This is a genomic window from Pseudomonas sp. DrBHI1 (assembly GCF_002205115.1).
Taxonomy (GTDB): Bacteria; Pseudomonadota; Gammaproteobacteria; order Pseudomonadales; family Pseudomonadaceae; genus Aquipseudomonas; species Aquipseudomonas mosselii.
In genome coordinates, this window is the sequence record NZ_NIBE01000126.1 from 1 (window position 1) to 361 (window position 361).

Here is a 361-nt window from a genome sequence, read left to right on the forward strand (position 1 = left end):
GTGGTGGCCTGCGCGTTGGCCAACAAACTGGCACGCATCGCTTGGGCCATTGCCACTCGGCACACGCAATATAAAACGGAGCCAGACGCGATAAACGCCTGACCCCGTTGTGCTGCACCGAGTTTCACCATCAGGTTTTGCGATAGCTGAACAACAGATGAAATAAACGGCCGATCGGCCTGGCGATGATCCTGAACGACCAATTGGCTCTTGGAAGCCGCCTACTTTGTTAGGATCGCCAGGTGCGAATGCTCATCGTGGCGCGGGATGCGAGCCCAATAGACGCCGGATAGATTGAAGCAAGCCATCCATTCCATCTGATGAACAGTATTGCAAAAAATGGGGTGACCATAGATTGGTC

1 protein-coding gene is annotated in these 361 nt (G+C 53.7%); it reads right to left on the reverse strand.

The window, feature by feature from the left end:
* Positions 1 to 203: hypothetical protein (locus CC207_RS28005; protein WP_256582321.1), on the reverse strand; the 203-nt coding region annotated here is incomplete at its 3' end.
* Positions 204 to 361: the final 158 nt, after the last annotated feature.